We start from the raw sequence: 18,332 nt of genomic DNA, 5'->3' as shown, positions 1-18,332 counted from the left end.
TTAAGGAATTTTTGTGAAACCAGCAGCAAGACGTAAAGCACGTATCTTAGCACTCCAAGCCGTTTATTCTTGGCAAATAAGTGGCAATTTAATTGCCGATATCGAACAACAAATGTTGATCGAAACAGACGTTACTAAAATTGATGTTGAATACTTTAAAGATCTAGCGACGGGTGTTGCTGTAAATTACAAGCAACTAGACGAAGCTGTATCACCACATTTAACACGTCCGTTTGATGACTTAGATATGGTTGAGCGTGCAATTTTACGTTTAAGCAGCTATGAGCTTAAGTTCCGTGAAGACGTACCTTATAAAGTTGCTATTAACGAAGGTATTGAGCTGGCCAAAATTTTTGGCGCTGAAGACAGCCATAAATTTGTAAACGGTGTACTTGATAAAGCTGTTAAGCATTTACGCAAGTAAGTAAACCGTTAAAGAGGGGAGCCGGCATAGGCCGGCTTTTTTGTGTATGAAGGAATTTGAATTAATTAACCGCTACTTTAAAGGTCGCGGTATCACCCGTCGTGATGTAAACCTAGGTATAGGGGATGATTGCGCTTTAGTAACCGTTCCACAAAACTGCCAACTTGCCGTTACAACAGACACTCTTGTTGCTGGCGTACACTTTTTTGATGATATTTCCCCTCGTGCATTAGGTCACAGAGCGCTTGCTGTTAATTTAAGTGATTTAGCGGCCATGGGCGCTGAGCCAACTTGGGTTTCAGTTGCGTTAACTTTGCCAAGTATTGACCCACAGTGGATTGAAGAGTTTACTGATGGCATGCATGAAATTGCTGAATATTTTAATGTGCAGATTATAGGTGGCGATACTACTCAGGGGCCATTAACTATTACTATTTGTGCGAAAGGGACTGTGCCCGAAGGTACTGCACTTCGTCGTAGTGGCGCAAAAGTGGGTGATTGGATTTATGTTACGGGTCCGCTAGGTGACGCTGGACTTGCAATTGAGTCTCGCAAGCAAGGTATAAGTATTGAGCCAGAGCATTTAAAGTACGTAAATAAACGCTTTGATTTTCCAACCCCACGTGTTGCTGCAGGGCAGGTATTACGAGGCCTAGCATCATCGGCTATTGATGTGTCGGACGGCTTAATCGCTGATTTAAGTCATATACTCGATATGTCACAAGTAAGTGCAGTGGTGAATATTGAAAGTATTCCAACTTCAGATGCGATGCAAGCAAGCCTTGATTTTAATCAGCAGCTGCCATTTATTCTCAGTTACGGTGATGATTACGAATTAATTTTTACGGTCCCTGATAGCAATAAGAGTATGTTAGAAATAAAGCTACGCCAGTATGGTGTAGATGCAACATGCATTGGCCAAGTTAAAAGTGGCGATGGCCAAATTGAGCTTTTACACAACGGTGAAAAGTTTGATTTTGAACCGCAGGGTTTTGAGCACTTTGCAAAGGAGCTGGTTTGAACAATAACCGCAAGTTTAATTTAAAGCGTCCACATCAGTTTTTTGGTCTGGGCTTTGGGACTGGGCTTGCCCCTAAAGCGCCCGGTACATTTGGTACATTTGCTGCCTTGCCATTCATTTTTATGACCATGTATTATCCGTCATGGCTGCAAATTGTATTTGCCGTTGTGATCAGTATATTTGGTATATGGGCGTGCGGTAAAACGGCTGATGATTTAGGCGTGCACGATCATCCTGCTATTGTATGGGATGAAGTGGCGGGTTATTACATCACTATGATTGGCGCAGCACTTAACTGGCAAACATTACTCGTAGGTTTTTTGTTATTTCGCTTTTTTGATATAGCAAAACCCGGCCCAATCCGTATGCTAGACAAACGAGTACATGGCGGTTTAGGTATAATGGCCGACGATATACTTGCGGGTATTTTTTCGCTTATATGTTTACAAGCGTTAATAAAAGTGGGTTTACTGCCCTTTTAATTTTTATATTTGATTTGTTTAACTAGGTGGCAGCAATATGATGCGATTTTTACTGGTTTGTGTACTTATGTTGTGCGCGACGCCAAGTTGGGCTTCAATTACTGATTACGTAGTTAAGCAATGGAATATAAAAGATGGCCTACCGTCGCAATCACTTAAAAGTGTTGTACAAGATCAGCAAGGCTATATGTGGCTTGGTACGCAATTTGGTTTAAGCCGTTTTGATGGTACAACATTTACAAATTACAACACGCAAAATAGTCCATTCTTGCCTAGTAATGGTGTTAATAAGCTTTTAGTCGATTCTAGTGGTTTGTTATGGGTAGGCACTAAAAGTGGCTTGGTAGTTATTAACCCAGCCACATTTGCAGCACAAGAATTTAATATTAAAGGTCCAGTAAGGGATATTCTTGAGGACTCTAAAGGTAGCATATGGATTGCGGCCAACGGCTTATACTATGTAGATAGAGGGCAAGTTGATTTACGCACTGAAGTAAATGGTCCTCTACCTATTGTTAATGCTACTGTGATCACACAAATAGTTGGCTCTGTTAGCCAAATGGCACTCTCTCCTGAAGGCATTTGGCTGGTTAATGATCGTCATTTATTACGCCTTACAAAAAACTCATCAGATTTTTCTAAACTACGTTTAGAGCTTACCGCAAAAATATCTTTACCAGAGCGCCTAGCGCAAACCATAGTGCACGATTTATCATTTTTAAATGGTAATTTGTATATAGCTTCTGAGCTAGGTGCATACTTTTTAGATTTAGATGACGAGCTAAGACCTTTTCCTCTACCTAATGCAAATAACTCAGCCGTTTATAAGTTTATGAGTGATACCGATGGTGGCTTGTGGGTTTCGACCTATGGACGCTTATTATTCAGAGATAAAACCGGTGAGTGGCAATGGGTAGAGCCTAGCCAACTCGATCAAAGTATATGGTTTGCTGATATTTTTAGAGATGATAAAAATAACGTTTGGTTAGCAAGCTTTAGTGAAGGCTTGTGGCTTGCTCATGAAGGGCGAGTCGAAAGGCATTCAGCAGTTTCAAATATGACCGAATCTGTTATGGCTATTAGCCAAGCACCTGATGGTAAACTGTGGGTTGCGAATAAAAGCGGCATTGGTTATTTCGATTTAGATAAAAGTTTTATTAATTTAGTCCCAAGTAGTAAATATGGATACGCATCAGTACACGATCTACAATTTGATGGTGAGCGATTATATATAGCCACAGGGCGCGGCTTATTTGTTTTTGAAAACAAGACACTTTACACCGTCCCTGGTCGAGCACTTCGCGATAATCCGGTATTTGCAATAAGTCGCTCTAGTAAAGGCGGCTTTTGGATTGGTACCGGACGCGGTTTATATCGATTAAATTATGCTGGTTTAACGCCTTTTGCCTATAACGCTTTTTTAGGTAGTAAGTTTATTACCTACGTATTAGATAAAACAAACTTTGGTGTGATTGGTACTAGTAAGGGCGCATATTACTTTACAGACCGTGGCATTGAAAAAATTGGCGACCAAACAACACTTGAAAGCGCATACGTAACTAGCGTGCTACATATAGATGGCGTGGGTATTTTAATAGGCTCTCTTAACGATGGGCTTTTTTACAGAAGTACGCAAGGGCAATGGCGTCAGCTCGATGCAGCTAATGGTTTACCGTATGGTTCTATATTTAGCCTAGAATATGATGAAAAGTTAAAGCATGTTTGGGTAAGCACCATGAAAGGTGTTTACAGAATGCCTGTAGAGCAATTTAAAACAGAAATAAAAAGCTTAAAAGTTGAAGAAGTAATTTCATCTTTTGACCGTCAACTTGATGGTAAAGCGAATCAATGTTGTAGTGGACTTGGGCATGATGCGGTAGCAGACACCGGAAATTCTATTTGGTACCCAAGCTTACAAGGTGTTGTTGAAATACCTAAAAATGTAGAGCTATTTGGTGTGCTTGCATTAAAGCCAACAATAGAGACAATAACAACGCCACTTCGTCATTTAACTACCGCTGCGCTTGGTAAAAAACCATCATTAGAAACAGACGAGCGTGATATAACGCTAACTTACACAGCTATTGATTACTATGCACCAAACAGCATTGAATTTAGATATAAACTAAGTGGCTTAGATAGTGACTGGCGCTATGCAAATACGCGACGTGAAGCTATTTATACTAACTTGCCTCCTGGCTCGTTTTTGTTTCAATTAGAAGCTAAGCGCCAAGGTGAAGACTGGGCTAAAGCGCAAGATGTAGAATACGGTTTTGTAGTGCCTGAGCGCTTTGACGAAACAATTTACTTTAGGCTTTTAATTACCAGTGGTTTTATTTTGCTTTTTTATCTCATTTTTTGGGTGTTTAGAGCACAAGAACGCAGAAAACAAGAAGCATTAGAGGGCTTAATCACTGAGCGTACCTTAGAGCTTCGCCAAGCTAATGATAAATTAGGCCAAGTGAATTCACAGCTTAAATTAGTGAGTCACTCAGATGAGCTAACAGGGCTACGTAGCCGCCGCTTTTTGTTTGATCAACTCCCTAAAGATATTGAGCACTTTCAACGTAATTCACAGTCGCTGCAGGCACAAGGTAAGTCACTGGTGCTGGTAATTATTAACTTTGATAACTTCAGCCGTATTAACGATGCGTATGGCCCAATTGCAGGTGATAGCTGCTTACAGCAAATGGCTGCATTGTTAAATTCGCGTACGCAGGGCTCTGACTATGTGGCACGTTGGAGTGGTGATGAGTTTTTATTATTATTACGTGACTTTAAATGCAATAAAATAGATAGCTATGCCTCAGAACTTTGTAAAGTAATAGCTGCTAATTCGTTCCAATTACCAAATGGAAAAACAACTAATATCACGGCATCAATTGGTTGGTCATTTTATCCATTACCTTTACTAGGCGGACAAGTAATTAGCTGGGAAACCTCTATTAACTTAGCAGATATAGCACTGCATCAAGTTAAAAAGCGCGGTGGTGATGGTGTGGCTAATATTACGTTTGATGATCAGCTCGATGCATTTGAGTTTGAACAAAACTCTAATGTTGATCAGCAATTAGGTATTTTACAAAGTAATGGCTTGGCAGATATAAAAGTGTGGATGCGATAATGCCCGACCAAGGTTATTGGTCAGGCATGGTGAGGTTAACTCTATTTGTTAAGCCAAGCTGGTAATATTGCAATCGACTCAGGGGCTGTAAATGCCGTACTGGTATCGGCGCTTATATCACCGCCTGCACTGCTTAAAATATTATTAAATCGCATAACCACATTATTTGACTTCTCAGCTACGTATAAATCTGTTCCGGTATACATAATATCAACAGGGTTACCCAGTAGGGTATTTGGACCGCTAATAGTGGTACTTATGTTTACCAAGCCCGATGCAGTTGCTACGTTATTCAATACGTATATTTTGCCATCGTCAGCAACTGCTGCGCTACCAACATCAGAGAGTATTAGCGAGCCACTTAGCGAGTCGTAGTCGATGCCGTGCATGTTGCTTGGTGCTGCTACTGCTGTACCTGCATTTGCTGGCGTTATAAGCCTATCCTCAACTGCAATATTAGTACTACCAGCCATTAGTTTGCTTTTAACTTCGTCAAATACAGCAACGGTTCCATTTGTTAGTGCTACAAAAGCTCGATCAGTGTTTGCATCGTAATCAACATCCCAAGGGCGAGCATCGTTTGCAAACGTAAGCGTCATTAATGGGCTTGCATCCCCTGTGGTGCAAGTTGAAAATATTGAAATGCTTGGAGTATCTGCATTATTTTCTGCAACTAAAATCATACCGCTATCAGAAGCCACATCAAGACCTTTAGGAGATATAAGGCCTGTATTCGAACCAGTAATAATGCTGTCTTGGTTCGTATTATAAGTTTGCCCATCTCTGTTTATTGCCACTTTATTTGAAATAACAATACCGCCAATTGAGGTTGTACTGTTATCGAACGTTGTATAGCTATTACCCGCTTTATCAAAAGTTACACTTTCGATAGTTTGACTTGCATTATAGTTGCCAATTTCTGTGTTAAGTTGTGAACTTAATCGACTAATTTGCCCAGTTGTTTCACCTGCAGTGCCCGGATTACTACTTACAGCAACACCTAGCAGCGCCATATTAGCGGTATCACTATCTGAAATATCAGCCATCTCATTTTGTATACCCAGTTTAGTAATTGACTCAGGTTTAATTGTTGAGGTAACTAAATCAGGAGTGATATCGCCGCTCTCACCTGAAAATATATTGCTGAACACAAGAACAGCATCATTTGATTTTTCAGCTACACGTAAGTCACTACCTTCAAGGCTAATATCAACTGGGTTACCAAGCATTGTTGCTGGACCGGCAATACTTCGTGCAACGCTTACTAAGCCCTCTGCAGTTGAAGCATTATTAATTACAAATAACGAACCATCGGTTGCGTCTGAGGCACTGCCTACATCAGACAAAACAAGTTTATTAGTATTTGAGTCATAAACAATGCCGTGAATATTTACAGATATTTGCGTGCCATCATTATTACTTGGAGTAATTGTGCGGCTTGGCATTGCGGCAAATTCACCACCAACAAAATTATCATAAACGGCTACATCACCATTTGTTAGTGCTACATAAAGGCGGTCGTTAGATTCATCATAATCAACATCCCACGGCGCCGCTTCTGTAATAGTTGTGCCTAAAGGCGCTGCATCGCCCGCGGCTGTAGCGCCAAAAGTCGTTACTTGCATAGCGCCAAAGTCAGCAATAAAAACAAGGCCACTCTTTTGTGCTACAGCTATTCCTTTAGGGTTTACCAGTGTTGTGTTAGTACCTGTTATTTCGCGATCTGTATTAGCTGTATAGGTTGCGCCGTCACTACGATTTGCAAGCTGGCAAATAGTTTTAATACTGCCATTTTCGCTGTCGCTTGCTTGCAATAAATTACCTAAGCTATCAAATGCAACGCCTTCGTTAGCTGTTGTATTAAAGGTTTTTAGTTTAGAGGCGTTTTGGTTAATTAAATCGATAGTGCCTGTATTGCTCTCGCCATTGTTTGCCAAAATTAATGTGGCTGATGCAAAACCAGGGTTGCCATTTGTACCGTCGGTACCGTTTTGTCCATCGGTGCCTGCAATACCATCTACGCCGTTTTCACCATCGTCTGAGCTACAGCCTGTAATGCCGATTAATACTGCAAGTGTTAAAGCTGAAAAACTAAGCGTGTGTTTAAGTGTGTTTTTTTGTGTTGAATGAGTTGTTAAATTAGCTTTATTCATCATTTTTACCTTTTAAATATTCCATCAAATGTAGGTAAATAACGCGCTTGCTCATAAGGCATAGACTAAGCGGCACTGATTATTTACATGTTAACCTCATATCAATAACGGCTATAAAATGAAACTGGATGCAAAAAAGTTAAAATTAAAAACAAAAAAAGGAGCCTTGAGGCTCCTTTTTAATAAACTAAGTAAATAGCTTAAGCGATAAACGCCTTAATAGCGTTTAATATTCCTTGCTCGCCTAATCCCATTTCATCGTGCATTTCATCTTGCGTGCCGTGTTTAATAAACTCATCAGGAATACCTAAGTTAAGGATATTAATATCAGCTTTTTGCGTTGCCAAGTATTCATTAACTGCAGAGCCGGCACCGCCAGCAATCGCGTTATCTTCAAGCGTAACAATGGTATCGTGGCTAGTAGCAAGCTCATTTAAAAGTGCAGTATCAAGTGGTTTAATAAAACGCATATTAACAAGCGTTGCATCTAATTCGTTAGCTGCAAGCTGGGCGTTTTCAAGTAATGTACCGAACGATAAAATGGCAATTTTACTGCCTTTCTTAATTGTATCTGCCTTACCTATTTCGAGCAGTTGCATAGTGCTTTCAATGTCTGCAGTACCTGCGCTACCTCGAGGGTAACGAACTGCAACAGGGCAGTTTTCTTTATAACCGGTGTATAGCATTTGGCGGCATTCGTTGGTGTCGCTTGGTGCCATAATTACCATATTTGGAATACAGCGCATAAAGCTTAAATCGTACGCACCTTGGTGAGTTTCACCATCGGCTCCAACAATACCAGCGCGGTCAATGGCAAATAATACAGGTAAGTTTTGCAGTGCAACATCATGTATTAATTGGTCATACGCACGTTGTAAAAAGCTCGAGTAAATAGCAACAACAGGTTTTAAACCTTCACAAGCAAAACCAGCTGCTAAAGTAACAGCATGCTGCTCTGCAATGGCCACATCAAAGTATTGATCTGGAAACTCTTTAGAAAAACGTACCATGCCAGAGCCTTCGCGCATTGCTGGCGTAATAGCCATTAACTTGCTGTCTTGCTTTGCCATGTCGCATAACCAATCGCCGAAAACTTTTGAAAAAGTAGCAGCGCTAGGTTTAGATTTAGGCAGGCTAGTTGTGCTCGGATCGAATTTTGGTACACCATGGTAGCCAATAGGATCGGCTTCAGCCGGTTTGTAGCCCTTACCTTTTTGCGTTTTTATATGTAAAAGCTGTGGGCCTTTTAAATTACGCATATTACGCAATGTATCTACAAGCATGTTTACATCGTGACCATCAATTGGGCCTATGTAATTTAGGCCTAATTCTTCAAAGAAGGTCCCCGGGATCATCATGCCCTTAATGTGCTCTTCCATTTTACTGGCAAGTTGCTTTACCGGAGGCACACCTGAGAGTAACTTTTTACTGCCTTCACGAATGTTAGTATAAAAGCTACCTGATAAAATTCGGGCAAAGTGATTTGTTAATGCGCCAACATTTTCTGAAATCGACATTTCGTTATCATTTAAAATAATAAGCATGTCTGATTTTACATCGCCTAAATGATTCATCGCTTCAAATGCCATGCCTGCGGTGATAGCTCCGTCACCAATAATGGCTACAGATTTTCGACCTTTGCCTTCTTTTTGGGCGGCAATAGACATACCTAAGGCAGCTGAAATAGAGGTGCTTGAATGACCTACGCTAAACGTATCGTATTGGCTTTCATCGCGAAAAGGAAAAGGGTGCAAACCGTCTTTTTGGCGAATAGTGTGCATTTGGTCGCGACGACCTGTAAGGATTTTATGTGGATAAGCTTGGTGACCCACATCCCAAACTAGGCGATCGTCTGGAGTGTTATAAACATAATGTAGCGCAACGGTTAGTTCAACCGTCCCTAAACCAGACGCTAGATGACCGCTACTTTGCGATACTGAGTTGAGTAAATAATCGCGCAGCTCATTGCTAAATGCAGGGAGTTTGTCTTGCGCTAAGTCACGCAATTGGGCTGGCTCGTCAACCAAATTAAGTAATGGATACTTGCTACTATCAAGTGTCATGGTTTTATATATATCCTTCGCTAACATTAATTCATTCAAAGCTTTTACGAATAATTAATGTTGAGTAATAATGTCAGTGCTAATTGCAATACGTATGAGCAAAAATTAGTGGTCACGCTCAATTAGGTAATTTGCTAGCGACGCAAGAAGTGTTGTGTCAGCATCTATATTTGCCAACGCTTCATGGGCTTGTTGTATTAAATTTTGCGCCTTTTCTTTAGCGCCTAGCATACCTAATAACGCCGGATATGTCGCTTTATTCGCGGCAATATCGGAGCCTTGTGGTTTACCTAAAGTAACCGTATCGCCTTCAACATCTAAAATGTCGTCGTGTACTTGAAACGCCAGCCCTATAGCATACCCAAAAATGCTTAAATTTTCTAAGGTTTGTTGATCTGCCTTTTCACTGCACAGTGCACCAAGTGTAATTGCACAATTAATTAAAGCTCCGGTTTTTAGCTTATGTATTCGCTCAAGCTCTTGTACGGTAATTACTTTATCTGTTGCTGCTATGTCAAGACCTTGTCCGCCTACCATGCCCTCAAGGCCTGATGCGTTGGCAAGCGTAGCAATCATTTTTACTTGTGTTTGCGACGAGCATGTAAATTTGTGATTCGCAATAAGCTCAAAGGCGAGTGTTTGTAGGGCATCACCGGCTAAAATTGCATTTGCCTCGCCAAATTCTATGTGGCAAGTAGGGCGGCCACGGCGTAAGTCGTCATCGTCCATAGCGGGCAAATCATCATGAACTAGCGAATAGCTATGGATACACTCAATTGCAGCTGCAAGTACATGTAAGTCTTGCTGGTTTGCACCGAGCATTTTACCTGTGGCATAAACTAAAAATGGACGTAATCTTTTACCGCCATTAAATAATCCATACTGGGTGGCGTTCTTGACTGTTTCTTCAGTATCGAGAGACTGTTTAAAATGCTGTTGTAAGGTCGCTACTACATCTTTTTGAGCACGTTCGATATAATTATTTATGCTCACAGCTATTCCATATCATTATCAAAATTCGTAAGAACTGACTTTTCGCCATTCCCCATCAAAATTGATACTTTTTGTTCTGCTTGCTGTAATTTACCTGATGAAGCACTTGCTAATGCAATTCCACGCTCAAATTGCTTTAACGATTGCTCAAGCGATAAGTCACCTTGTTCCATGTCACTAACGATTGTAGATAATTCTTCTAGTGCTTGTTCGAAACTTAAGTTTTCAGGTTTTTTAGTCGCCATCTTTATTTCAGCTTACATAATAAATTTAGGGGTCAATTTTAGGGGGAATGCTAAACTAGGTCAAAGGATGATATTGGTTTTTTACCTTTATAACGTTAAATTATATTTCAAGTGTATTAATAAAGCCTTAATAGCGGTCTGTTAGTTTAATAAATCAATTGATAATTAGGTAGCCCTTATAACTTGATCTAAAATAGTGCTAAAGGCTGCTTTTTATGTTTATTTATAAAAATGGCTTAAGCAATTCAATATGTTGCCGATAAGCAGTTAATAATAAAAGTTTATGATAAGGCCATTAAGCATGAAACTTCTGGAGGAAATGTGGATTTAGCAACCATAATCGGGATCCTAGGCGCAATTGGCTTAATTGTCATGTCTATGTTTATGAGTAGTAGCGGTGAAATGGCTATGTTTGCCGATGCTCCTTCTAGTGTAATTGTATTTGGTGGTTCACTTTTCATTGTTTTATCAAATTTCACCATGTCGCAGTTTTTGGGTATAGGTAAAGTTGTTGCTAAAGCGTTTATGTTTAAAATTGAAACGCCAGAAGAACTTATTGAAAAAGCAGTAGAACTTGCTGATTCAGCTCGTAAAGGGGGCTTTTTAGCACTCGAAGAAGCTGAAATCCCAAATCCATTTATGCGCAAAGGCGTCGACATGCTTGTTGATGGCCATGACGCAGATGTTGTTCGCGCCACACTTCAAAAAGACATCTCTTTAACCACTACTCGACATGAAATGGGTGCAGGCTTATTTAAGTCATTAGCCGATATTGCACCAGCAATGGGAATGATTGGTACTCTAATTGGCTTAGTTGCAATGTTATCTAACATGGATGACCCAAAAGCAATTGGCCCGGCAATGGCGGTAGCGCTTTTAACAACTTTATATGGTGCGTTTTTAGCCAATGTTGTGGCAATTCCTATTCAGGTAAAACTTGAACTGCGTAAAGACGAAGAAGCTATGAATCAGCGTTTAATTTTAGATGCTATTTTAGGTATACAAGATGGCCAAAATCCAAAAGTTATCGAAGGTATTTTGAAAAATTACTTAGCTGAATCTAAACGCAAAGTAGATACCGAGGAGTAATTATGTCTGATCAAGAGTGCAAATGCCCACCACCAGGCCTACCAGCATGGATGGGAACGTTTGCCGATTTAATGTCACTGTTAATGTGCTTTTTTGTACTCTTGCTTGCGTTTTCAGAAATGGATGTACTTAAGTTTAAACAAATTGCGGGCTCTATGAAGTTTGCTTTTGGAGTGCAGAATAAAATTGAAGTAAAAGATATCCCTAAAGGTACCTCTGTTATTGCTATGGAGTTTACCCCAGGCAAACCAGAGCCAACCCCAATAGAAACCATTCAGCAGCAAACAGTCGAAATGACTCAACAAATGTTAGAGTTTCAGGCTGGAGATGAAAGCTCAGCTGGCGGCAGGCAAGAACAACGCGGGGATAAACGTGGTGGCGAATCTCGTAGTACTTCTCAAGAGCAATCGTCAGAGCAAGCAACTTCAGCGGCCGATCAGGAACAAACTAACGAGCTCGTTAAAAAAATCGCGCAGCAGCTTGAAAAGCAAATAATAGATGGTGCAATTGAGCTTGAATCTTTAGGGCAGCAAATAATTATTCGTATTAGAGAGAATGGTTCATTTCCTTCGGGTAGTGCATTTTTACAACCTAAGTTTAAACCCATAATTCAAGATATTGGTGTACTGTTAAAAGATGTACCTGGCGAAATAACTGTATCTGGCCATACCGACGATTTTCAGGTATCGAATGAGCTATATATTAATAATTGGGACTTATCGTCAAAGCGAGCTGTAGCTGTAGCAAGCGAGCTGCAAACGGTGCAAGGGTTTGATAAAAACCGCATGATGGTAGTGGGGCGAGCTGATACTCGTCCACTTGTTCCAAACGATTCAAATGAAGATCGCCGAAGAAACCGTCGAGTAGAAATATCAATCCTGCAAGGTAAGGCTAAAGAGTCTGCTCCTATTGATGTGCGCTAAGTTATTGCTTGTGTTATATTTCACTATGTTTGTTTTGATTTAAGGTACTTAATTGCCTTAAGTATCTTGGCAATTTCGTCATTTTAGCTTACAGTACATTTCCTTAACATATGTAATGGAGTGCCTGTGAAAATAATCAATAAATATTGCGACATGCCGGGTAATGGTGATGGTACTGATGACGATAAAAAAACAAAATAGGGCAGAGTATTTTGCCTGAATGGTTTTTATATATTGTTAGTATTTTAAGCAAAAGCTGGGTTTTAATGCTAAGTCCGGCTATTTTTATATTTTTTGTATTTAAAGATCGCCTAGCCTTTCGATTTGTATTACTTACCGCAGCTTTTTTCCTCTTTGGTAACCTAACTGCTTCAAGCCTACGAGCGTTTGATGACATTTATATTTATCGTTATTTAGTTTGGGCGATCACAGATATTATTTGGATGGCACTTATAGCTTACTGGGGTATAAAGGATAAAGTTTATTTATGGCAATGTGTTATTGGGCAACTAGTTGTTATTGGCGCACCTATATTACAACTATTCCGATTAGTTGACCGCCATTTGTGGGATTTAGCTTACAGTACCGTTATTTATCAGACCCTAATGCCATTTATCAATATTGCCACGGTGGTTGTATGCTATTTACCTTTAATTATCCTTTTCACTAAGCAAGGTAGTGTAAAGTCAAAAATAGAAAACTCCCCACCTTCAAAATAGCTGTGCTAAACTACTGTTTATATAAACAGTGAGTGAGCGACTCCCATGAAACTCTACATTGCAGAAAAACCATCACTAGGCAGAGCAATTGCTGATGCCTTACCAAAACCACATAAAAAACATGATGGTTATATAGAAGTCGCTAATGGCGATTGTGTATCGTGGTGTATTGGGCATTTGCTAGAACAAGCAGAACCCGATGACTATGATGAGCGCTTTAAAAAATGGCAGTTTGAACACTTACCTATAATACCTGAACAGTGGAAGTTAAAAGCCAAAACCAAAACTCGCAAACAGCTCACTGTTTTAAAAAAATTAATTAAACAGGCCTCGCAACTTATTCACGCTGGCGATCCAGACCGTGAAGGCCAGCTACTAGTCGATCAAGTAATAGAAGAAGCCAAAATAAGTCAGGCTAAAAAGCAAAGTACGCAACGTTTACTCATTAGTGATTTAAATTTGTCCGCAGTAAAAAAATCACTGGGTACTATGCGTTCTAATCGAGATTTTATTCCGTTAAGTGTATCTGCTTTAGCGCGCTCTCGTGCTGATTGGCTATTTGGTATGAATTTAACGCGTGCATATACGTTAGCAGGGCAAAAAGCAGGGTTTGGTAATGTACTTTCGGTAGGGCGAGTACAAACCCCTATTTTAGGTCTTGTTGTTAATAGAGATAACGAAATAGCGAACTTTGTATCTAAGCCTTTTTACGATGTATTGGCGCATTTGCTTACTCCTGATAATCAACCATTCATAGCTAAGTGGGTTCCAAGCAAAGCATGTGAGCCACATCAAGATGAAGAAGGGCGAATACTTAACAAAGCTCTTGCAGAAAATGTTGCTTCACGTATTACAAAGCAAAGTGCTGAGCTTACTTTACTCGACCAAAAACAAAAAAAGCAAAGTGCTCCATTACCTTATAATTTATCTGCTCTGCAAATAGATGCCGCTAAAGCATTTGGTATGCCAGCTCAAAAAGTATTGGATATTTGCCAAATACTTTACGAACGTCATAAACTAATTACTTACCCACGCTCAGATAATCGTTATTTACCTAAAGATCACCATCAAGAAGCATCTGCTATTTTAAAGGCAATAAGTGCAAATGGGGGGCAAAGCAGTGAATTAGTAAACGGGGCTGATGTAAAAAAGCGTAGTAAATGTTTTAACGATTCAAAAGTAGCTGCCCATCATGCCATTGTGCCTACGGCTAAGCAGTTAAAGTCAGCGAGTTTGAGCGGTGACGAAGCAAAGGTATATCAATTAATAAGCCGTCATTACTTAATTCAGTTTTATCCCGACTATATATATAACGAAACTAAAGCTGAGGTAATTATTGCTGGTGGGCTTTTTAAGGCAAATGCAAAGCAAGATGTAAGCTTGGGTTTTAAGGTGTTAATGGGTAAATCTGAATTAAAAGATGAAGCCTCGCTACCTCCTTTAACAAAAGGTATGCCTCTTTTTTGCGATAAAGGCGAAGTAGTCGAAAAGCATACATCACCCCCTGCTTATTTTACCGATGCCACATTGTTGGCTGCGATGACGGGCATTAGCCGTTATGTTAAAGATCCACAAATTAAAAAAGTATTAAAAGACACTGATGGTTTAGGTACGGAGGCAACACGTGCGGGAATAATCGAGTTGCTATTTAAGCGGCGTTTTTTAAAACGTGAAGGTAAGTCAATTAGAGCGACCGAAACGGGACTTGCTCTTATTAGCGTATTACCACAAGGTTTAGCGAGTCCTGATTTAACCGCAAAGTGGGAGTCGAGCTTAGGTGATATTGCACAGCAGGCAATGAGTTATCAGCAATTTTTACAGCCTTTACTTGCTGACCTAAATGGGTTTGTTCAATTAGCAGCAAACTGCGATAGCAATGCATTTGCGAAGTTACCAAAAACCTCACCTAAAAAACGTTTTGCTAAACGAGGTGGAAAAGCGACCTTTAAAAAGTCGAGTTATAAAAAAAGCTCTGTTGCTAGTTAGCAACAGAGCTTTTTTATTAAACGATATTACTCAACCTGAACTCTGTTTGAGATAGATTTATTATCCAGAACTCAGGTTACTTATTAAATAAAGCAACAGCAGCGTTACTCATTGCTTTTATTCCAGTAGGAATAGCAACTTTATAATCTGGTGCAAATTTACTAGAGTGTAGAGAAGGGAGTACCTCACCTGTTTTTATTGAATCTGCATATTGTGCTTGGTTTACGCCTCCTAGCCAAAAGAGGGTGATAGGGATATTTTCATCGGTGCGCCCGTATAGGCCAAAATCTTCACCCGCCATTACAGCTTGTGTTTCAAGTACATTAGTATCGCCAATTGCGCTGGCAATAGAGTTTCTAACAATGTCTGTTTGTGCAGGGTTATTATAAGTAGATGGAATAGATTCATCTTCATGTACATATATTACAGGGTAGTTAGATTCATTTAAGCCAGCACTTTGTGCAATACCTGCGGTGATTCGTTTTATTGCTGCTATTTGAGCGCTTCTTACATCGGGGTTATAGCTTCTAAGAGTGAGTTGTAGTTTTACTTCATCCGAAATCACATTATGTTTTGAGCCACCATGAATAGACCCCACTGTAATCACAGAAGGCTCAAGCGGTGAAAGCTCTCGGCTTGTGATTGTTTGCAAAGCAAGTACAGTGCGTGCAGCTATAACCACTGGGTCTATAGTTGTATGAGGGTAAGCACCATGACCACCTTTACCTTTAATTGTAATATCGACAGAATCTACACTTGCCATCGTGTATTCATTTTTCATTGATACCTTACCAGAGGGGACGCTAGCGCTTACATGTAAAGCAATTATATGATCAGGTTTTGCATATTTACTAAATAGTCCTTCGCTTAACATCGCTTTAGCACCCCCACCTACTTCTTCTGCAGGCTGTGCAACCATCATTAATGTACCTTGCCACTGTTTTTTATGAGCAATTAACTGCTCTGCAGTTCCAATAAAAGAGCTCATGTGGATATCGTGGCCACAGCCGTGCATTACACCTACTTTTGCACCGTGCTCATCTATTACTTTGACTTTTGAGGCATAGGATTTTCCTGTTTGCTCAATAATAGGTAAGCCATCAGTATCAGTGCGGATCATTACTGTCGGCCCCTCACCATTTTTATAAATACCAACTACACCAAAGCCACCTACATTACTTGTTACTTTAAAACCCAGCTGAGTTAATCTATCTGCTATCTTTTTACCTGTTTTTTGTTCGTGATAAGAAAGCTCTGGGGATTGGTGTAAGTCGAGGTAAAACTTTTCAATAGCTGGCATGGCTTTGCTTAAATTCAAATCGAGTCCATTTGCTTGTACTAATGGGCTTGCTAATAAAAGTATTGCACTTAGGTAAGTTAATTTCATATTTTCCCTTATTGTTGAATATGTATACCGAGTGATTTAGGTATATGACTTGTAATTATTATGTTCACCACCATATAAAAACCTAAATAGACGAATATGGCAATCAATTCAATGAGCAACATAGTTAGTATTAATGCGCAAAACCTTCAACAAGTACTCGGTGAAACATCACAACAAAAATTGGTGTTGCTTAACTTTTTCTCTCCTCAAAGTCCTGACTGCATCGGACAGGCTGCAATTTTAGATAAAGTAGCAGCAGAATATGCAAGCTATATAGTAGTAGCAAACTTAGATTGCGATGCAGAACAAGCACTCGCTTCTCAACTTGCGCAACAAGTTGGTCTGCAAACACTGCCTACGCTTGTATTATTAAAAGACTCCGCACCAGTAGATTTACTTGCAGGTGTTCAAAGCGAAGCGCAAATACGCGAAGCCCTAGCAAAGCATTTACCTGCGCAACAAGACTTACTGTTAGAGCAAGCAAAGCAAGCGTTATTAAAGGCAGATTTAAATGCTGCATTTAATTATGCAAAGCAAGCTTATGAAATAGACAGCGGTAATGCACGTATCAAGTTAGTGCTAGCAGACATATGTATTCAAATTCACAAGGTAGATGAAGCGCAAGCGCTTATAAATACAATAGATGCACAAGAGCAAGATGCTTACTTTAATAATATAAAAGCAAAATGCGAAGCCGCGCTTGAAGCAAAAGATTCACCAGAGATTAAAGAAAAGCAACAACAAGTAGAAAAGTATCCAAATGACTTAGAATTAAAAGAAGAGCTCAGTATTTTACTTAATGAAGCAGGCAGAAAAGAAGAGGCATTGGATGTACTATTTACAGTTCTACAAAAAGATCTGAACTTCAACGAAGCAAAACCAAGCTTTTTAGCCATTATTGCCTCTTTACCTGATGGCGACGCACTCGCAGCTAAGTATCGCCGCAAGTTATATAGTATTTTATACTAGGGTCTGTTGCTCTTTGCGGATTAAAATTTGTTCAAACTAGGGGGTGTTTAATCGCGGCGCGAGATTTGTAAACTAGTGGGCTAAGTAAAAACCGAGTAACAAAGAGTAAATAGCCCCTAGGAAGAACCCTTTGGGCAGCGCCTGTTTGGCATTAATGCTACGTTATCGCCTATTTATGGGGAGTAACCACACTACATAGGCTCTGCCTTGCCTGAATACCAAATAGGCTGCTGCAAATTTAACCTTGAAAGATAAACAGACCCTAGATTCTAATAACTATTACTTTTGAGAAGCACCTACATAAGGTGCTTTTTGCATTTTTAAGGTTTTAATTAATAGCTTTAGTATGGTTTAGCTATGTAAAAACAAGAGTTATCAACAGGGTTTTGTGAATAACTTGTGCTTATCGTGTGTGCTTGCTTGGGGCTTAATTTTAATTACTATTTTATGCAAATAACGCTTGCGTAAAATCCGCCGCTCCCTATAATGCGACCCCACTGAGACGGGAAACGCTGAAGCATAGCAAGGCACGAACTACTCACAGAGTTAAATAAAACTTCGGTTTTAAATCTCCCAAAAGAAAGTTTAAAACAAAGTGTTGACTCGAAAAATAAAGGGTGTATTATTCTCATCCCTTGAGACGCTAAAGCGACTCAAAACGTTCTTTAACAATATAAAGCAATCATCTGTGTGGGCACTCGTACAGATTGAGTTCTAACAGCCAACCTACTTAGGTAGCGAGGCAAACAAATTA

14 protein-coding genes are annotated in these 18,332 nt (G+C 39.8%); 9 read left to right on the top strand and 5 right to left on the bottom strand.

Annotated features, from left to right (window positions below):
* Nucleotides 1-13: 13 nt before the first annotated feature.
* Genes nusB through H5161_RS00055 form a run of 4 tightly spaced genes read left to right on the top strand, consistent with a single transcriptional unit; the run spans nucleotide 14 to nucleotide 5,051 of the window.
* Complete coding sequence (gene nusB, locus H5161_RS00070) at nucleotides 14-424, top strand: transcription antitermination factor NusB (RefSeq protein WP_002961751.1); 411 nt, start codon at nucleotides 14-16, stop codon at nucleotides 422-424.
* Nucleotides 425-470: 46 nt separating this feature from the next.
* A complete protein-coding gene (thiL, locus tag H5161_RS00065; protein ID WP_024596289.1) occupies nucleotides 471-1,445 on the top strand; it encodes a thiamine-phosphate kinase in 975 nt (324 codons plus the stop codon).
* Entirely contained in the window at nucleotides 1,442-1,927 is a 486-nt protein-coding gene (locus H5161_RS00060) for a phosphatidylglycerophosphatase A (RefSeq protein WP_182768470.1), read from the top strand. The genes thiL and H5161_RS00060 overlap by 4 nt, the downstream gene beginning before the upstream one ends.
* Before the next feature lie 37 nt (nucleotides 1,928-1,964).
* Nucleotides 1,965-5,051: a ligand-binding sensor domain-containing diguanylate cyclase gene (locus H5161_RS00055; RefSeq protein ID WP_002961745.1), complete on the top strand. Its 3,087-nt coding sequence runs from the start codon at nucleotides 1,965-1,967 to the stop codon at nucleotides 5,049-5,051.
* Between the two features lie 41 nt (nucleotides 5,052-5,092).
* Here H5161_RS00055 and H5161_RS00050 read toward each other — a convergent pair whose 3' ends face one another.
* The 4 genes from H5161_RS00050 to H5161_RS00035 all read right to left on the bottom strand — a co-directional run bounded on the left by H5161_RS00050 (nucleotide 5,093) and on the right by H5161_RS00035 (nucleotide 10,505).
* On the bottom strand, nucleotides 5,093-7,204 hold the full coding sequence (locus H5161_RS00050; RefSeq protein WP_154903652.1) for a hypothetical protein: 2,112 nt from the start codon (nucleotides 7,202-7,204) through the stop codon (nucleotides 5,093-5,095).
* Nucleotides 7,205-7,404: 200 nt separating this feature from the next.
* Nucleotides 7,405-9,267, bottom strand: a complete 1,863-nt coding sequence (gene dxs / locus H5161_RS00045; RefSeq protein ID WP_182768469.1) for a 1-deoxy-D-xylulose-5-phosphate synthase — start codon at nucleotides 9,265-9,267, stop codon at nucleotides 7,405-7,407.
* A gap of 105 nt (nucleotides 9,268-9,372) precedes the next feature.
* Complete coding sequence (gene ispA, locus H5161_RS00040) at nucleotides 9,373-10,260, bottom strand: (2E,6E)-farnesyl diphosphate synthase (RefSeq protein WP_182694442.1); 888 nt, start codon at nucleotides 10,258-10,260, stop codon at nucleotides 9,373-9,375.
* A gap of 2 nt (nucleotides 10,261-10,262) precedes the next feature.
* Nucleotides 10,263-10,505, bottom strand: coding sequence for an exodeoxyribonuclease VII small subunit (locus H5161_RS00035; RefSeq protein WP_002961738.1), 243 nt, complete (start codon nucleotides 10,503-10,505; stop codon nucleotides 10,263-10,265).
* A gap of 321 nt (nucleotides 10,506-10,826) precedes the next feature.
* Here H5161_RS00035 and pomA point away from each other — a divergent pair, with 321 nt between their 5' ends.
* From pomA to H5161_RS00015, 4 genes are all read left to right on the top strand, one after another.
* The gene (gene pomA / locus H5161_RS00030; RefSeq protein ID WP_024597197.1) at nucleotides 10,827-11,594 is read left to right on the top strand and encodes a flagellar motor protein PomA; all 768 of its coding nucleotides are present in this window, start codon (nucleotides 10,827-10,829) and stop codon (nucleotides 11,592-11,594) included.
* Nucleotides 11,595-11,596: 2 nt separating this feature from the next.
* The gene (locus H5161_RS00025) at nucleotides 11,597-12,517 is read left to right on the top strand and encodes a flagellar motor protein MotB (protein ID WP_024597196.1); all 921 of its coding nucleotides are present in this window, start codon (nucleotides 11,597-11,599) and stop codon (nucleotides 12,515-12,517) included.
* Between the two features lie 212 nt (nucleotides 12,518-12,729).
* Nucleotides 12,730-13,236 (top strand): hypothetical protein, encoded by a 507-nt coding sequence (locus H5161_RS00020; protein ID WP_182696310.1) that lies wholly within the window; start codon nucleotides 12,730-12,732, stop codon nucleotides 13,234-13,236.
* A 45-nt stretch (nucleotides 13,237-13,281) separates the two neighbouring features.
* The gene (locus tag H5161_RS00015; RefSeq protein ID WP_182711881.1) at nucleotides 13,282-15,222 is read left to right on the top strand and encodes a DNA topoisomerase III; all 1,941 of its coding nucleotides are present in this window, start codon (nucleotides 13,282-13,284) and stop codon (nucleotides 15,220-15,222) included.
* A gap of 76 nt (nucleotides 15,223-15,298) precedes the next feature.
* Here H5161_RS00015 and H5161_RS00010 read toward each other — a convergent pair whose 3' ends face one another.
* Nucleotides 15,299-16,609 (bottom strand): M20 family metallopeptidase, encoded by a 1,311-nt coding sequence (locus H5161_RS00010; protein ID WP_182768468.1) that lies wholly within the window; start codon nucleotides 16,607-16,609, stop codon nucleotides 15,299-15,301.
* A gap of 111 nt (nucleotides 16,610-16,720) precedes the next feature.
* Here H5161_RS00010 and H5161_RS00005 point away from each other — a divergent pair, with 111 nt between their 5' ends.
* The gene (locus tag H5161_RS00005) at nucleotides 16,721-17,578 is read left to right on the top strand and encodes a tetratricopeptide repeat protein (protein WP_182768467.1); all 858 of its coding nucleotides are present in this window, start codon (nucleotides 16,721-16,723) and stop codon (nucleotides 17,576-17,578) included.
* Nucleotides 17,579-18,332 lie beyond the last annotated feature (754 nt).

Source organism: Pseudoalteromonas sp. SG43-5, assembly GCF_014164345.1.
GTDB classification, from domain to species: Bacteria; Pseudomonadota; Gammaproteobacteria; order Enterobacterales; family Alteromonadaceae; genus Pseudoalteromonas; species Pseudoalteromonas distincta.
Note: the sequence above shows the minus strand (reverse complement) of the source record. Positions and strands in the feature narration are given on the sequence as shown.

Coding starts and splice junctions, on each gene's coding strand:
- thiL (WP_024596289.1), top strand. CDS start 471: ATGAAGGAATTTGAATTAATTAACCGCTACTTTAAAGGTCGCGGTATC.
- H5161_RS00055 (WP_002961745.1), top strand. CDS start 1,965: ATGATGCGATTTTTACTGGTTTGTGTACTTATGTTGTGCGCGACGCCA.
- H5161_RS00050 (WP_154903652.1), bottom strand. CDS start 7,204: ATGAATAAAGCTAATTTAACAACTCATTCAACACAAAAAAACACACTT.
- dxs (WP_182768469.1), bottom strand. CDS start 9,267: ATGACACTTGATAGTAGCAAGTATCCATTACTTAATTTGGTTGACGAG.
- H5161_RS00035 (WP_002961738.1), bottom strand. CDS start 10,505: ATGGCGACTAAAAAACCTGAAAACTTAAGTTTCGAACAAGCACTAGAA.
- H5161_RS00025 (WP_024597196.1), top strand. CDS start 11,597: ATGTCTGATCAAGAGTGCAAATGCCCACCACCAGGCCTACCAGCATGG.
- H5161_RS00015 (WP_182711881.1), top strand. CDS start 13,282: ATGAAACTCTACATTGCAGAAAAACCATCACTAGGCAGAGCAATTGCT.
- H5161_RS00010 (WP_182768468.1), bottom strand. CDS start 16,609: ATGAAATTAACTTACCTAAGTGCAATACTTTTATTAGCAAGCCCATTA.
- H5161_RS00005 (WP_182768467.1), top strand. CDS start 16,721: ATGAGCAACATAGTTAGTATTAATGCGCAAAACCTTCAACAAGTACTC.